Source organism: Arthrobacter sp. SLBN-83, assembly GCF_006715285.1.
GTDB lineage: Bacteria > Actinomycetota > Actinomycetes > Actinomycetales > Micrococcaceae > Arthrobacter.
The window spans coordinates 1,633,757-1,647,315 of sequence record NZ_VFMX01000001.1 but is presented as its reverse complement, the minus strand read 5'-3'; the positions used below and the strand labels follow the sequence as shown (position 1 = coordinate 1,647,315).

Genomic DNA, 13,559 nt, shown 5'->3' with positions numbered 1-13,559 from the left:
ACCAGCCCGGGCACCGGCAGCCGTTGCCGGCGCCGCGATCCCGCACACCCAAAACACCCCTGCCCCAATCCGGGCAGGCCGATACCCAAGGAAACATCATGGATTTCAGTTCAAAACGCGTCCTGGTCACTGCCGGCGCAAACGGCATCGGCCTGGCTATCGCCACCAAGTTCAAGGCCCACGGGGCGAACGTCTTCGTGACGGACATTGACCCGGACGCCGTCGACAAAGCACGTGCGGAAGGCTTCCGCGCGGCGGTCAGTGACGTATCGGACGAATCGCAGGTCCATGCCCTCGTGGCGACGATCCGGGACGAATTCGGCGGCCTCGATGTCCTGGTGAACAACGCAGGCATCGCCGGACCGACCGGCCCCATCCAGTCCCTGGACAGCGCGGCCTGGAAGGCGACGTTCGACGTCAACATCCACGGGCAGTTCTACTGCGTCAAGCACGCCCTGCCGCTCCTGCGCTCCACACCGGGGGCATCAATCATCAACCTCTCGTCGGCGGCTGGGCGCCTGGGCATGGCCGGGCGGAGCGCGTACTCAGCCTCCAAATGGGCGGTCATCGGGTTGACCAAGACCCTCGCCATCGAACTCGGGCCGGAGGGTATCCGGGTCAACGCCATCTGCCCTGGCGCCGTCAACGGGCCAAGGATCGATGCTGTCATTGCCGCCAAGGCGGACATGCTGGGCGAGTCTGTGGACACGGTCTCCGCCCTTTACAGCAACCAGTCGTCACTCGGCCGGCTCATTGAAGCCGAGGACATCGCCAACATGGCCGTCTTCGCCGCCAGCGACATGGCCCGCAACGTCAACGGCCAGGCCCTGGCCGTCGACGGAAACACCGAAAAACTCTACTAAGACCCCGAAAGGAAACGTCCCATGGCAGCAACACGCAAGGTCATCATCACCAGCGCCGTTACCGGCGCCATCCACACCCCCTCCATGTCCGAACACCTGCCCGTCACACCCCAGGAAATCGCTGATGCGGCCATCGGCGCAGCTGAAGCAGGAGCCGCGATCGTGCACATGCACGCCCGCGATCCGCGGGACGGGCGCCCATCGCAGAATCCCGAGCATTTCGAGCCCATCCTGGACAAGCTCAAGCGGAACACCGACGCGGTCATCAACATCACCACCGGCGGATCACCGCACATGACCGTTGAGGAACGCATGCAGCCGGCCGCCTTGTTCAAGCCTGAGCTCGCCTCGCTGAACATGGGGTCGATGAACTTTGGGCTGTACCCGATGCTGGACCGGTTCAAGGACTTCACCCACGAATGGGAACGCGAAGGGCTGGTGAAGAGCCGGGACCTGGTTTTCAAGAACACGTTCCAGGACATCGAGACCATCCTGGAGATCGGCAATGCCAACGGCACGCGCTTCGAGTTCGAGTGCTACGACATATCCCATTTGAACAACCTGGCCCACTTCCACGCCCGGGGCCTGGCCAAGGGACCGCTGTTCGTCCAGTCCGTCTTCGGCCTGCTGGGCGGCATCGGCGCACACCCCGAGGACCTGATGCACATGCGGCGCACCGCGGACCGGCTCCTGGGCGACGACTACCAGTGGTCCATCCTTGGCGCCGGCAAGAACCAGATGCCGCTTGCCACCATCGGCGCAGCCATGGGCTCCCACGTCCGGGTGGGGCTGGAGGATTCCCTCTGGATCGGCCCGGGCCAGCTGGCACGCTCCAACGCCGAGCAGGTCACCCGCATCCGCACCATTCTCGAAGCACTCAACTTTGAGATCGCAACGCCCGATGAAGCGCGCCAGATGCTGGGCCTCAAGGGCAGGGACAACGTGGGATTCTGACCGCTACGCCGTGGCCCACGCGGAAGGTACGACGGCGGCACTCACCTTGCCGCCGTCGTCGACCCTTCCAGCGGGAAGGTCTTCTTGGCAACACCTTCTCCGGCTGTGCTGGAGAAGGTGGCCGGATACTCCCCTTATTGGATTTCAAAAGTGGCGGTGAGCCTGGCCCGTCCAATGGCGTGGCTGAAAAGCTGGAAGCCGAGGTAGGCAGGGCTTGCGTCGGCGGGGATGTCGAGTTGTTCCACATCCACTGCGTGAACCACGAAGTGGTAGTGGTGGGGACCGTGTCCTTCGGGAGGAGCCGCGCCGACGAAGCCCCGGAAGCCGGCGTCATTCATCAGTTGCACCGCGGGCGCGGGCAGGCCCGCCTCGGCAGCGCCCGACGGGAGGGAGGTAGTGGACGCAGGCAGGTTGAAGGCTGCCCAGTGCCAGAACCCGCTGCCGGTGGGAGCGTCCGGGTCCAGGACCGTCACGGCAAAGCTTTTTGTCTCGGGCGGGAACCCCTCCCAGGCAAGCGCCGGAGACCTGTCTTCTCCGCCGTCGACTCCCATCTTCCCGCTCGCCTGGGCGGCGGGGAGCGCCTGCCCGTCCTGGATATCCGTGCTGGACAAGGAGAATTCAGGAAGCTGGGGAAGGGCGGCATACGGATCGTGGGACATCTCTTTATTACCTTTCCTGACAACGGGATGGAAACTGCCGGCATATCGCGCGTTGGAACGGGTTGCCTGCTGCACACTCTAACGCCCAGTTCAGTGGATGAGTTCGATTCCCTGGAGTGGAACCGCTGATGCCTTGGAGCCCGGTGGGACGGTTCCGGCAAGCACCGCCCCTACCGGGCAGCCTCCTCCGCGATGTCCTCGGCCCACAGATCCGGGTTGTCCTGCTGGAACGTACGCATCATCTCCACGCACCGCGGATCGTCCAGGACCACCACCTCAACCCCACGTGACCGCAGGAGGTCGAACTCGCCGTCGAACGTTCGCGCCTCACCCACCACCACGCGCGGGATCTTGAACTGGATGATGGTCCCGGTGCACATGGCACACGGGGCCAGGGTGGTGTAGAGCGTGGTGTCCCGGTAGCTCTTCTGCCGGCCGGCGGCCCGGAGTGCGGACATTTCCCCGTGCGCTATGGGGTCGCCGCCCTGGACCCGTTCGTTGTGCCCGCTCGCGATGACCACACCGTCACGGGCAAGCGCGGCCCCAATCGGAATACCGCCCTCTTTGAGGCTCTTTTGGGCAGCCTGGTAAGCGGCTTCAAAGGCGGGATCGAAGGGCGCGGCTCCTGCCGATGTGGCAGCGGACAACTCCGGTTCGTGGGTCATGCGGTCATTCTTGCACGCGGTCACCTGGCCCTGCGGGGAAGTCCTCGGTGTATGAGTAACGAGTCGCCAAGCACTAAATGAGCGAAGGGCCGCACCTCGTCAAAGTTCCTCACACGAGTTAGCTAAGCTGGTCCGAAAGGCAAGGGGATGAGCATGGCCAAACGTAAGGCGACCGCATTGGATGTGGCAAAGCGCGCGGGCGTGTCACGCAGCGCCGTATCGCTGGTGCTCAATGGCAGGGCCCAGGGCAACGTCACTGCGGAACGACAGGAGCGCGTCCTCCGCGCTGCGGCTGAGCTGGATTACACACCCAATTCGGTTGCCGTAAGCCTGCGAAACCAGCAAACGTCAACGATCGGGATCATCACGGATGACATCGTTACCAGCCCCTTCGCCGGCCGGTTGATCAGTGGCGCGTCCCGCACGGCCCTGGCCCGCGGATACATGGTCCTAGTTATCGACTCTGAGCACGACGTTTCCCGCGAAAGCACCGCGGCACAGCAACTGGCGCACCGGCAGGTGGACGGCATCATGTACGCCACCGGCAGCCTGCGCGAAGTGACCACCCCGGCTACGATGCGTACCTTGCCGGCGATCCTTGCCAATTGCACTGACGCCGCCTCCCCGTTCCGCTCAGTCATACCTGCGGAGGTCGACGGCGGGCGTGCCGCCGCACAGCTCTTGATTGACCTGGGCCACCGCCGCATCACCCTGTTGACGGGGACCCTCAGCTCGCCTGCTGCCCCGCAGCGCGAACAGGGTTACCGCGAAGCGATGGAAGCGGCGGGACTGGGCCGCGAGCAACAACGTGTCCACCCGACCGGCTGGGACATCGATGACGGCTACCGGGCCGCGTCCGCTGTGTTGGGCGGTGGAGACCGGCCGACGGCGATCATTTGCTCCAACGACAGGGTGGCCACAGGCGTTTTGCTATATGCGGCATCCGCAGGACTGCGTGTACCGCGGGACCTGTCCGTTGTGGGATACGACGATCAGCAGCATGTGGCCGCCAACCTTGTTCCCGCCCTTACTACCGTGGCACTTCCGCACGCCGAAATCGGAGAAACGGCCATGTCCATGCTCTTGGATGAGGTTGAAGGGAAAGCGCCCGAAGCAGAGAACGATGCGGGCGAAACGATCCTGGTGCCTTGCCGGGTCATCACCCGGGCATCAACCGGCGCTCCCCCTTCTTCCTAGGACGACGGCGGCCCCAAGTTTGGGGCTTGGCTAACCAAAAAAATCCCTTGACACGTGTTAGGTGCCGCTTCTAATCTACTTAACACGTGTTAGGAGGAGCCGACAATGACGTCTGAAAAGACACCGGGGCACCAAGCCCCTTCGCATCCGCTGCGGTCCAGCAGCAAACTCTCACAACTCACCCGCCGTTCCATGCTGGGCCTGAGCGGACTCGCCCTGGCGGGAGCCACCGTGGGGGCGTGGCCGCGGCTGACCGGCGCTGACATCCCAGGGCGGGGCAGCAAGGCCCTGAACATCGCCATCCTGGGGACGGCAGCGGATGCCGCGGGCCGCCAGGGCTTGATCCAGGCCTTTACCGCCGCGCATCCGGACATCCCGGTGCAACTGCAGGCAATTCAGGGGGCGGACTGGAAGGACTTCTTTTCCAAGATCCTGACCATGGTGGCCGCGGGAACGCCCCCGGATGTCGTCTATGTCGCGACCGAAGGCGCCCAGCTCTTCGCTGACAAGCTCGCCGAACCGTTGGACAGTTATGTCCGCCGGGATGCTGCGGCGATGAGTGATTACTTTGACGACGTTCATCCCAGCCTGTTGGAAGCCTTCATGTACCAGGGAAGCCTGTACCAGCTTCCACTGGACTGGAACGCGGCGAACATGTACCTGAATACCACCACCTTCGCCCAGGCCGGGCTTGAGCGGCCAAAGGACGACTGGACGAAGGACGACTTCAGCGCCACCCTGCGGGCCCTGCGCAAGGCCCGCCCGGCTGATTTCACCCCGTACTACTGGACCAACCGGCTTTTCGGCGGGGTCGTGCCATGGCTCTACGCCAATGACACCAGCTTCCTGTCCGAAACGAAGGCTCCAGGCGGGGACTGGCTATGGGACCGCTTTTACGCAAACGATCCTGCGCGGAGCACCCGCGGCGGCGGGTATCAGTGGCTGGCCCCGAACGCGGAGGACGGGCGGGTTGTCGAGACCTTCGACTACCTGCGCGAACTGGTGGCCGAAGGACTCGGCGTCCGTCCCGAATCCGGCGGCGGCAACGCCCTGGTGGGCCTGTTCGGCAACAACCGCATCGGCACCACGCCGGCAGGTGGCTATTGGGCGCAGGGCCTGCATGAGGCGGGGATGACCGCCGATCAATTCGATGTGCAGTTCTTCCCCCGCTGGCGGACCCAGCGCCATCAGTTCGGCGCTGCCGGCTACGCGATCATGCGCACGGCCAAAGACAAGGACGCGGCGTGGGAATGGGTGAAGTTCTGCTCCAGCCGCGAAGCGATGCAGTTGGCCATTCCCAAGCCGAACACCACGCCCACCCGCCGTTCGATGGTGAACGAGTCCTTCTACGCCGCTACCGGGCCGCGGCACTGGAAGGTCTTCTACGACACTCTGGACAGGTTCCCCACCTCCGGTCCGATCCCCGCACCGCCGCAGCAGGCGGCCGTCGAGACTGCCCTGATGAAGAACGTCTCCACCGCGGTCAGCGGCAGCTCCGCCGATGTGCGGGCAGCCATGGGCAACCTGCAGCGTGACCTCGAACTGGCTCTGAGGAGGAACTCATGACCACCACTTCCACCGCCCCGCGGCAAACAGTGAAACCACCGGCCGCGCGCCGCTCGTTCATCGAGCGATGGCTTGCCAGGATCTTCCTTGCCCCCACAGTGCTGGGAATGGCCCTGTTCACGTTCCTGCCCATCATCGCCTCCCTGGTCCTGGCCTTCTTCCGCTGGGACATCATTTCAGCACCCCAGTTCGTCGGTTTCGCCAACTTCGCATCACTGGCACAGGACCCCACCGTCCGCGTGTCCTTCCTGAACACCATCGGGTTCGTAGTTGTCGCGGTAATCCTTCAACTGGGCATCGCCCTTGGCCTGGCTTCCATGCTGCAGGCCCGCATGCCGTCCTGGCTGAGGGTGTTCCTCCGTTCCACCTTCTTCTTCCCCCTGGTCCTGTCCGCCGCATCGGTGTCCATCTTCATGCGGTACATGTTTAACGAACAGTTCGGCGTGGTGAACTGGCTCCTGTCCCTCGTCGGGATTCCGGCTGTGCCCTGGCTGACCAGTCCCACGGCGTCCGCCGCCGTCGTTGTCCTGGTCTACGTCTGGCAGAACTTCGGGTTCTCCTTCCTGCTCTTCCTCGGCGCGCTCACCAACATCCCGAAAGAACTGCATGAAGCAGCGAACCTGGATGGCGCCACAGGTTGGAAACAGTTCAGCAACGTGACCCTCCCGCTGATCAGCCCCACGGTGCTCGTGGCCTCAGTCATGGCCATCATCAGCGCCCTGCAGGTCTTCGACCAGCCCTACGTCCTGACCAACGGCGGCCCTGGGGATTCCACCCGGACGGCCGTCATGGTGATCTTCGAATCCGCCTTCCAGCAGCTGGAGTTCGGCAAAGCCTCCGCCATCGGCCTGGTACTCACCGTGCTGATCCTTGCCGTCACCGCCCTGCAATTCCGCCTTAGCCGCCGCTTCGTCTTCTACCAGTGAGGTCCCCCATGTCCAGCCAGACCCTGCAGACCAGGACCGGCAAGCATTCCGGTCCCACCGCCGAAACGCCGATCACCCCTAAGCCCTCCCGCGGCCGCCGCCTGCCCGCAGCCGGCACCGTCGGCAGGTACGCGGCGTTGGCCGTGGCAGCGGCGCTGACCCTCGGCCCTGTCCTGTGGACCTTGTCCACCTCGCTGCGGACGCCGTCGGAATCGTTCAACCTGCCGCCGTCCTTCCTGCCCATCAACCCGGACTTCACCGCCTACCAGGAGGTGTTCAAGCAGATCAACGTGGGCCTCCTGGTCCTGAACAGCGCCCTGGTGACCGGCCTGATCGCCCTTGGCCAGATGGCGTCGGCCACCCTGGCCGGTTACGCCTTCGCCCGCCTGGACTTCCGCGGCAAGAACGCCATCTTCTCGCTGGTGCTGGCCACCATGATGGTCCCGGTGCAAGTCACCATCGTCCCGGTGTTCATGCTGATCCGGGGAATGGGCCTCTCCGACACCCTGCTGGCCCTGATCCTGCCAGCCATTCCCACAGCATTCGGCACCTTCCTGATGCGCCAGTACTTCCTTGGCCTGCCAAACGACTTCGCCGAAGCAGCCGCCCTGGACGGCGCCGGACCGTGGCGGATCTTCCGTTCGGTCTACGTCCCCCTGGCAGTCCCCGGCATGGCCATCGTCGGCATCCTTGCCTTCAACTTCCACTGGAACGAGTTCTTCCGGCCACTGATCCTCACCATCAGCGAACAGAACTTCACCCTTCCCCTCGGCCTGGTCACGCTCCAAGGCAACCTCGGCACCGGCAGCATCTCCGTGGTCCTCGCCGGCGTCATCCTGTCCATGCTGCCGGCACTGGTCGTCTTCATCTTCGGCCAACGCACCCTGCGGGAAGGCCTCACGGCCGGCGCCAGCAAATAGCCCAGACTTCCAAAGGAACCCATGGAAACCCTCACGACAAACAATGCAGCAGCCACCGACATTTACAGGCCTGCCCTGCATTATGCAGCCCGAGACACCTGGCTCAATGACCCCAACGGCCTGATTTTCCATGACGGCGTCTACCACCTCTACTACCAGAACAACCCACTGGGCAACGTTTGGGGCAACATGTCCTGGGGCCACGCCACCTCCACCGACCTGCTGACCTGGACCGAACACCCCGTCGCCATCCCCTGCGACGACAATGAAGACATCTTCTCCGGCAGCATCGTCTATGACAGGAACAACACCAGCGGCTTCGGGACCGGTTCCGTTGCCCCGCTCGTGGCCATCTACACCAGCGCCTTCAAACCGGGCTCCCGGCACGAGGGGATCCAGGCCCAGTCCTTGGCCTACAGCCTGGACGGTGGCTACACCTGGACAAAACACGCCAACAATCCCGTACTCAGCAGAAGGTCAGCCAACTTCCGCGACCCTAAAGTCATACGGTACGACGGCGGCGAGGGCAGTTACTGGGTGATGGTCGCCGTTGAGGCGCAAGACTTCAAGGTGGTGTTCTACAAGTCCGAAGACCTAAAGAATTGGGAATTCCTGAGTAGCTTCGGCCCCGCGAACGCCACCGGCGGCATTTGGGAATGCCCCGACCTTTTCCCGCTGCCGGTGGACGGCGACCCGGACAACGTCAAGTGGGTGCTGACCGTAAACCTCAACCCTGGCGGCCCCAACCGCGGCTCGGCCGGCCAATACTTCATTGGCGACTTCGACGGAACATCCTTCATCTCCACGAGTACGGTGACCGCGGGTTTCAACGGCGCTGACCCACGAAGCAACTACCACTGGCTGGACTGGGGCCGGGACTACTACGCAGCCGTCTCCTTCAACGACGCACCGGACAACCGCCGCCTCATGATCGGCTGGATGAATAACTGGGAGTACGCCAACCACATCCCCACCACACCGTGGCGCAGCCCCATGAGCCTGGCCCGCGAAGTCTCCCTTCAAACCCATGATGGCAATCTGGCACTCGTCCAGCACCCTGCAGGCGACTGGACCACATTGGCCGCCGAGGAGCCGTTCTCCCTTGCTGAAACCACTATCAACGACGGCGAACAGGTGCTGGCGGGTGCGGCAGGCACGGTTCAGCGAATCGACGTCAGGTTCACTCCCGAAAGTGCGGAGGAATTCGGACTTGTCCTGCGGGGGGACGGCGTTAAGGGGACCCGCGTGGGCATCCGCCCGGACGAAGGCACACTGTTTGTCGACCGGCGGCAGTCCGGACAAACCGGCTTCCACGAGTCCTTCCCCTCCCTCGACACCGCGCCCGTCCGGTCAACGTCCGGTTCCTACGACCTCAGCATCTTCGTTGACCGCTGCTCCGTTGAAGTCTTTGCCCAAGGCGGCCAGGTCACCATGACTGAACTGATTTTCCCGGCCGAAAACAGCTCGGACCTCGCGGTCTTCGCCGTCGGCGGTACAGCAACGATCAACAGCCTTCAGGTCACACGGCTTGAGTAGGGCGCCACAAGCCAGGAGGCCGGCGCCCCCGGCGTCCAGGCCACCACGCACACTCTGCGTGGTAAGTTCGCACGCATGGAATGCGTCGTGCTGTACACCGTGCGCGAGGGCGTCGACCGCTCCCGGATCATGGAAACCTACCCGCGCCACAAGGCCTATTACCAGGCCTTCCACGCAGACGGCGGAGGCCTTGTTGCCCTCGGCCCGTTCCAGGACCCCGACCCTGCCGCCAGCTCCATGGGCATCTTCACCTCCCGGCAGGAAGCGGAACGGTTTGTGGCCGGCGACCCCTTCGTCACCGAAGGGCTGGCCGAACCACGGCTCCTGGAGTGGAACGCCGTGCACCTCGCGTAGGAGAACCCTTCCGGTCCAGGATCAGTGCCAGGGCGATGCCGAACATCCAGACGTCCTTTGCCAGTACGGTGCCTTGCTGGCTTGGCCGGATCCCGTCATCCAAGGTCATTTCGGGAGTCTTCAGGTACATGGTCAGCATTGATCCGGAGAAGAGGCCCAGGCCCAGCCCCGCCAGCCGGCTCGGCACGAACGGTGCCAGGAGTGTTGCGCCCAGGGTCATCTCGGCGTAGCTGAGCAGCTTCCCAAACCTTTCCGGTTCCATCCGGCTCAGCTGCGGGAACGCCTTGGCGCCCATGCCCTGCAGGTGGGCGGCACTGTCCTTGTCCAGGTTCCGCTTGCTGTAGCCGGCGTTGAGAATGAACGCGCCGGTGGCCAGGCGGAGGGGAATGTGGCTCAGTTTCATCATTGGTCCCTTCACGATGTGCTGGGTGATGCGAGAGAGCATAGTTCGGCCGGCCTTGCACCGCCAGAGCCTTCAGCTGTGCGGTCCCAAGTGAAGCACCCTTGTAGGGTACGACGACGGCTCTCGCCTCGCCGCCGCCGTCGCGCAGGGCCGCGTTAGATCGTCACGTTGAGCCCCGCCATGTAGCCGGCAGCGGCTGAACCGGTCATGGTCGCCAACTGGTAAATGCCGCCGTCGTCGCCAAACACGTTGTCCGACTTCAAGGTTGTGCGCGTCATGTTCGTGACGCTGCGCTCGTAGCCTGGGGTGGCGTACACGTCGTCGCAGGCGGCCTGCGGCAGTGCGATCTGGGAGACAGCCAGGACCTGCCCGGCCGCTGTTGCGTTGTTCATCGACTCGAACACCTCGAAGTGGATGTGGGGCCAGCGCCCCGAGTAGGCGGCGGGGAAGATGGACGTGAACGTGACCTGCCCGTTGGCATCGGCTTCCTGCACGCCGCGGAGGTAGTTCTCGTTCTGCAGGCTTGAGTCGTACATCGAGTACTTTCCGTCCCGGTCGCAGTGCCACGCGTAGACAGCGGCGCCGGCCAGCGGGGAGCAGCCGTTGGCCTTGTCCAGGAGGGTCAGCGTGAACGTCAGCGGAACGCCTTCGGCCTTCGCGGACGCGGTTCCGAAGCTCGTGGTAATGTCCCGGCGCACCACGCCCGACGCCGCCAGGACGTTCGGCCCGTTGGAGCCATCGCCAGGATAGGGACCTGCTGTTTCCTGCGGAATTTCCACGCCGCACTCGGCAATGGCACGCGTCAGCGTTGGAGTGGCGGTAGCTCCGTCGACGGATGAGGCAGCAGCGGACGGCGCCGAGGCGGTTGCCGTGGATGCCGCCGAAGACGTGGAGCCGGTGGTGCCGGCCGGGGCGCAGGCGGCGAGCGCGGCGGCTGCACCCCCTGCGCCCAGGAACAGTCCCAGGGACCTGCGGCTCACGAGGGTGTGCAAGTCGAACTCCAGCCCCCGGTCGTGGTTGGGATGCGGCTGATCAAGATCGGGCTGACGGGGCGTGCGTGAAGTGGTCATGATGCAAGGAAACCGCAGGGGGCTATGCCCCGGACCGGTTGCTGCTGTGCCCTTGCTGTGCGTCCCAAGGGAGCACGTCGCCGCCCTTGGAAGGTTCGACGGCGGTACTCACCTGACCTTCGCCGTCGTCCTTGCGGCTACCAGGGCGAGTGGAAAGCAAGGTGGGGCAGGCTCATTGGAGCCTGCCCCACCTCTTGCGCCGGCTGACGTCCTGCGCCCGACTTTCGGGTTACCTGTTGCGATGGAGTATGCAGGAACATCGGCCGGCGGGTCTTGTAGGGACGCTGCCAGGCCGCGGGTGCGGCCTAGAGCGTCCTGGGATCTTCGGCGTACATCTTCAGCCTGATGGCCAAAGCATCCGACATGTGGCGGGCGGCGATCTCGCCCGCGCGCCCGGAGTCCCCGTCCTCGATGGCGGCCAGCAGTTTGGCGTAGTCCGCCAGCACCGCAGCCCACCTGCCGGGGTAGGTCAACGTAGTCAGGGTGTACCGGCGCACCTGTTGATCCAGGCGTTCCAGCAGTCCGATCAGCGACGGGCTGTGCGTGGCGTGCCACAGCTGCGCGTGGAAGGCGCGGTTGGTTTCCGCGAGCGCGCGGCCATCGGTGGGATCCAGCTGCTGCATTTGCAGCAGCAGTCCCTTGAGCAGCTGGTGGTCCAGGGCGGTTGCCTTGATGGCGGCTTTGGAGGCGGCGGCCTGCTCAAGGATGATCCTCGACTCGTAGATGTCGATGATCTCCTCGGCCGAATGCGTGCGCACGACCACTGCTTTGCCGCGTCTTTCAACCAGCCCGTCCTGCTCCAGCCGCTGCAGGGCTTCCCGCACGGGCGTCCGGGAGGCCCCGTACCGCTCAGTGAGCTTGGCTTCCGTGAGCGGCTCGCCAGGCGCGAAGACGCTGGCGAGAACGTCTTCGCGAAGCCGCTGGTGGACGGGACTGGCCACTTTTTCCTCTTTTCCGTTTGCTCTTTGGTGCTGCTGTTGCTCTACGCGATTGAGCCGGCGCGGCGGCCGAAGACGGCGCCCGCAGCAAGCCCGGAACCGCCGGGGTAGTTGCCGCTGAACAGCCCGCCCAGCGCTTCCCCGCAGGCATAGAGCCCTTCGAGCGGCTCCGCGTCTTCGGTGAGCACGCGGCCCCAGGTGTCAGTCTTCAGTCCGCCGAAGGTGAAGGTGATGCCGCAGGTAACGGGGAAGGCGTAGAACGGTCCGGTGGCGATGCTGCGGGCCCAATTGCTTTTCGGCGGCTGGGTATCGGCGCGGCGTCCGTCCTTGACATTGGGGTCAAACGGCGCGTCCTCGGCAATCGAATCGTTGAAGCCCTGCACCGTTTCCGCCAGGCCTTCCGGGCTGATGCCGGCTTTCTGGGCCAGCTCGGCCAGGGTCGGCGCGGTGACCACCGAGACTCCCGGCATGTCGTACTCCTCGGCCCGCAACATCGGACGGGAGGAGGCGTCAAAGATCTGGAAGGCGGCCGAACCCGGCTGGGCCAGGATGTCGCGGCCATACTTCGCGTAGGTGTAATTGCGGTAGTCGGCTCCTTCGTCCACGAACCGCTTGCCCTCGTTGTTCACCACGATGCCCAGCGGGTAGCCGCCGCGGGTGAGCTGGTTGGTGAGTTCAAGGTTGCCCTCGTTCTCCGGGTGCCAGGCGTCCCAGGCCACGCTGTGGCAGGTGGACCAGTCGCCGCCTTTGGCCGCCCCGGCGTCAAGGGCGGCGAGGATCATCTCGCCTGTGTTGCCCGGCGTGCCGCGTACCTTCGCGTTCTGCCAGCCCTCGCCCAGGTGTTCGCGGCGCAGTTCCGGCGAGGCTTCGAAACCTCCCGACGCGAGGATGACGGATTCAGCCCTGAATTCGCCTTCTTCGGTTGAAGTGCGGTACCGGACACCGCAGACGCGGCCGTCCTCGTGGATGAGTCCGGTGGCGGCGCAGTCATAGATGACTTCCACGCCCATGCGCTCCGCGGCGGCGCGGTGGTCGGCCATAAGTCCCTTGCCGCCGCCCACGTTGCCCACGTGCAGGCCGCCCCAGAACAGGTACCCTCCGTCCTGGGTCCGGTATGCCTGGCGCTCATACATCAGGCGGTATTTGAGTCCCATGCCCTGGAGCCAGCGCAGCGTCGGGTTGCTTTCGCTGACCAGGACGGCGGACAGGCCGGGGTCGTTGCGGCCTTCGGAGACCTTGGACAGGTCGGCAAGGTATTCGGCAGCGGTGTAAGCGGGGACTTCGGTGACGGCGTGCCGGTCGTCAGGCTCCACGAATTCGATGATCTCCCCGAGCCCCTCATGGGAGATGCGGGTGGCGCCGGCGGTGTAGAAGCTGTTGCCACCGGATGCGGCTTCCTGGGCCTTTTCCAGCAGGACAACCTTGCGTCCGCGCTCGGCGGCTGCAAGTGCTGCCGCGAATCCGGCATTGCCGCCGCCAACTACCAAAACGTCGCTTCTGACCATCTC

14 protein-coding genes are annotated in these 13,559 nt (G+C 64.7%); 8 read left to right on the top strand and 6 right to left on the bottom strand.

Features of this window, described 5'->3' with window-relative positions:
- The first annotated feature begins 98 nt into the window (after nucleotides 1–98).
- Together FBY30_RS07535 and FBY30_RS07530 are read left to right on the top strand one after the other, a co-directional pair.
- The gene (locus tag FBY30_RS07535; RefSeq protein WP_142132305.1) at nucleotides 99–863 is read left to right on the top strand and encodes an SDR family oxidoreductase; all 765 of its coding nucleotides are present in this window, start codon (nucleotides 99–101) and stop codon (nucleotides 861–863) included.
- Between the two features lie 21 nt (nucleotides 864–884).
- The gene (locus tag FBY30_RS07530) at nucleotides 885–1,817 is read left to right on the top strand and encodes a 3-keto-5-aminohexanoate cleavage protein (RefSeq protein ID WP_142132304.1); all 933 of its coding nucleotides are present in this window, start codon (nucleotides 885–887) and stop codon (nucleotides 1,815–1,817) included.
- Nucleotides 1,818–1,951: 134 nt separating this feature from the next.
- Here the strand turns inward: FBY30_RS07530 and FBY30_RS07525 are convergent, their stop codons facing one another.
- Both FBY30_RS07525 and FBY30_RS07520 read right to left on the bottom strand, forming a co-directional pair.
- Nucleotides 1,952–2,476: a YbhB/YbcL family Raf kinase inhibitor-like protein gene (locus FBY30_RS07525; RefSeq protein WP_142132303.1), complete on the bottom strand. Its 525-nt coding sequence runs from the start codon at nucleotides 2,474–2,476 to the stop codon at nucleotides 1,952–1,954.
- A gap of 170 nt (nucleotides 2,477–2,646) precedes the next feature.
- Nucleotides 2,647–3,141, bottom strand: a complete 495-nt coding sequence (locus FBY30_RS07520; protein ID WP_142132302.1) for a nucleoside deaminase — start codon at nucleotides 3,139–3,141, stop codon at nucleotides 2,647–2,649.
- Between the two features lie 153 nt (nucleotides 3,142–3,294).
- On the opposite strand from FBY30_RS07520, the gene FBY30_RS07515 reads away from it, so the two are divergent.
- From FBY30_RS07515 to FBY30_RS07490, 6 genes are all read left to right on the top strand, one after another.
- The gene (locus FBY30_RS07515) at nucleotides 3,295–4,338 is read left to right on the top strand and encodes a LacI family DNA-binding transcriptional regulator (RefSeq protein ID WP_142132301.1); all 1,044 of its coding nucleotides are present in this window, start codon (nucleotides 3,295–3,297) and stop codon (nucleotides 4,336–4,338) included.
- Between the two features lie 105 nt (nucleotides 4,339–4,443).
- Nucleotides 4,444–5,904 (top strand): ABC transporter substrate-binding protein, encoded by a 1,461-nt coding sequence (locus tag FBY30_RS07510; protein ID WP_142132300.1) that lies wholly within the window; start codon nucleotides 4,444–4,446, stop codon nucleotides 5,902–5,904.
- The gene (locus FBY30_RS07505; protein WP_142132299.1) at nucleotides 5,901–6,830 is read left to right on the top strand and encodes a carbohydrate ABC transporter permease; all 930 of its coding nucleotides are present in this window, start codon (nucleotides 5,901–5,903) and stop codon (nucleotides 6,828–6,830) included. Before FBY30_RS07510 ends, FBY30_RS07505 begins: the two co-directional genes overlap by 4 nt.
- A gap of 8 nt (nucleotides 6,831–6,838) precedes the next feature.
- Complete coding sequence (locus FBY30_RS07500; protein ID WP_142132298.1) at nucleotides 6,839–7,750, top strand: carbohydrate ABC transporter permease; 912 nt, start codon at nucleotides 6,839–6,841, stop codon at nucleotides 7,748–7,750.
- A gap of 21 nt (nucleotides 7,751–7,771) precedes the next feature.
- Nucleotides 7,772–9,286: a glycoside hydrolase family 32 protein gene (locus FBY30_RS07495; protein WP_142132297.1), complete on the top strand. Its 1,515-nt coding sequence runs from the start codon at nucleotides 7,772–7,774 to the stop codon at nucleotides 9,284–9,286.
- Between the two features lie 87 nt (nucleotides 9,287–9,373).
- Complete coding sequence (locus tag FBY30_RS07490; RefSeq protein ID WP_235009370.1) at nucleotides 9,374–9,640, top strand: YciI family protein; 267 nt, start codon at nucleotides 9,374–9,376, stop codon at nucleotides 9,638–9,640.
- On the opposite strand, the gene FBY30_RS07485 is transcribed toward FBY30_RS07490, so the two are convergent.
- The 4 genes from FBY30_RS07485 to tcuA all read right to left on the bottom strand — a co-directional run bounded on the left by FBY30_RS07485 (nucleotide 9,582) and on the right by tcuA (nucleotide 13,556).
- On the bottom strand, nucleotides 9,582–10,085 hold the full coding sequence (locus FBY30_RS07485; protein WP_327437003.1) for a hypothetical protein: 504 nt from the start codon (nucleotides 10,083–10,085) through the stop codon (nucleotides 9,582–9,584). The genes FBY30_RS07490 and FBY30_RS07485 overlap by 59 nt on opposite strands.
- 113 nt (nucleotides 10,086–10,198) lie before the next feature.
- On the bottom strand, nucleotides 10,199–11,113 hold the full coding sequence (locus FBY30_RS07480; protein WP_142132295.1) for an intradiol ring-cleavage dioxygenase: 915 nt from the start codon (nucleotides 11,111–11,113) through the stop codon (nucleotides 10,199–10,201).
- Nucleotides 11,114–11,418: 305 nt separating this feature from the next.
- On the bottom strand, nucleotides 11,419–12,054 hold the full coding sequence (locus tag FBY30_RS07475) for a GntR family transcriptional regulator (RefSeq protein WP_142132294.1): 636 nt from the start codon (nucleotides 12,052–12,054) through the stop codon (nucleotides 11,419–11,421).
- A 41-nt stretch (nucleotides 12,055–12,095) separates the two neighbouring features.
- A complete protein-coding gene (tcuA, locus tag FBY30_RS07470) occupies nucleotides 12,096–13,556 on the bottom strand; it encodes an FAD-dependent tricarballylate dehydrogenase TcuA (protein ID WP_142132293.1) in 1,461 nt (486 codons plus the stop codon).
- Between the last annotated feature and the right edge of the window lie 3 nt (nucleotides 13,557–13,559).